This is a genomic window from Sphingomonas sp., assembly GCF_048594985.1.
Classification (GTDB): Bacteria; Pseudomonadota; Alphaproteobacteria; order Sphingomonadales; family Sphingomonadaceae; genus Sphingomonas_I.
The window spans coordinates 1-1,685 of sequence record NZ_JBMDXG010000309.1; the positions used below are offsets into that span (position 1 = coordinate 1).

A 1,685-nucleotide genomic window follows, 5' to 3' on the forward strand; every position below is an offset into this window, starting at 1 on the left:
AGGGCAGCGCCGCCACCAGCGCGCCGTCGGCGTCGATCACCGCCGAAATGCCCGTCGGGGTCGACCGGACGACGGGCAGCCCCTCCTCCGCCGCGCGCAGCCGCGCCTGGGCCAGGTGCTGCGGCGGTCCCCACGCGCCAAACCAGGCGTCGTTAGACGGATTGAACAGGAAGCGCGGGCGCGCCGCCGGATCGACCACCTGGCCGGAGAAGATGATCTCGTAGCAGATCTGGATGCCCACCGTGCCGATGCCCGGCAAGGGCACGTTGCGCGGGCCCGGCCCCGCGTCGAAGTCGAGCGCGCCCGGCGCCAGCCGCGACAGGCCGAGCGCCGACAGCACCGGCCGCATCGGCAGATATTCGCCATAAGGAACGAGGTGCGACTTGTCGTAGCGGCCGAGCACGCGCCCGCGCGCGTCCAGCCCGAACAGGCTGTTGGTCGCCGACTCGGCATAGCCGTCGGGCCCGAAATTGATCCATTCCGCCCCCGTCAGCATCAGGTCGCGGGGGCCGAGCAGGCGGGCCAGTTCCGCGCGCGCGCCGGCATCCTGCCCGATCAGGCCGGGCACCGCGACTTCGGGCCACAGCACGATGCGGGGCATGGCGTCGGGCGTTCCGGTAAGAGCCGCGAGCTTGCGGAAATTGACCGCCTCTGCCGCCGGATCCCATTTCAGCGCCTGCCCGATATTGGGCTGGACGACGTGCAGCATCGGCGCGCCGGCGCCCGGCTTTTCGGGCGGTACGCGCACCAGCCCCGCCACCACGAGCAGCAGGATCACGGCGGCGGAGGCCGAGAGCGTGCCCCACCCCCGCCGGCCCGCCTTCGCGCCGCGCGCGATCTCCGCCACGAGCGCGGCAAGCAGGACGGTCAGGCCCGACAGGCCATAGGTTCCCACCAGCGGCAGCAGCGCGCGCGCCGCCGGCACCGGCGCCCAGATCGCCGCGAGCGGGTTCCAGGCGAACCCGGTGAACAGCGTCGCGCGCAGCAGCTCGCCGACGATCCAGCATCCCGCCAGCATCGGCGGCAGGGCCCGCCCGCCCCGCGTCAGCACCCACGCGCCGCCCGCCGCCAGTGCCGGAAACAGCGCGAGGTACAGCGACAGCAGCACCACCGCGACCCAGCCGAGCCACGCCGGCATCGCCGCCTGGTAGGTGAAGGCGGTGGCGATCCAGTTCAGCCCGACGCAGAAATGCCCGAGCCCGAACCACCACCCGATCAACGCGGCCCGCCGCCCATCGCGCGCCTCGCGCAGCAGCCAGGCCAGCGCGGCCAGCGCGATCAGCGTCAGCGTCCACCACTGCAACGGCGCGAACCCACATGCGGCGACCGCGCCGAGGGCGAGGGAGAATGAATATGCGCGCGATGCGCTCGACCGGGCCATGGGCAGCGCCTTAGCCACCGCCCTCGCCACCGTCATCCCGCTTTGTGCGCCCGTTCCGCGCATCGGTGGTGCACGGCCGGGGCACCCCGCCATTGACAGCGGGCGCCGGGGCGGCAAGGCGTCGCCCGCGACGGCGAAGGTGAAGCGGAGCGGCATGGCGACTACGGCGGAAGCGAAGGAATCGGCGCGTCTTACGCTGGTCGACGCCCTGCGCGGCTACGCCCTGTTCGGCCTGTTCACGGTCCACATGGCGGAGATGTTCGAGCTCTACTGGGCCGATCCGGTGCCCAGCCGGGTCCACGAT

General features: G+C 72.8%; 1 protein-coding gene. It reads right to left on the minus strand.

Translation table 11 applies throughout. From position 1 onward, the window contains the following. Window positions 1-1,381, minus strand: a 1,381-nt coding sequence (gene lnt, locus ACOJSF_RS12810; RefSeq protein ID WP_420142587.1) for an apolipoprotein N-acyltransferase, incomplete at its 3' end; no start/stop codon positions are given. Window positions 1,382-1,685: the final 304 nt, after the last annotated feature.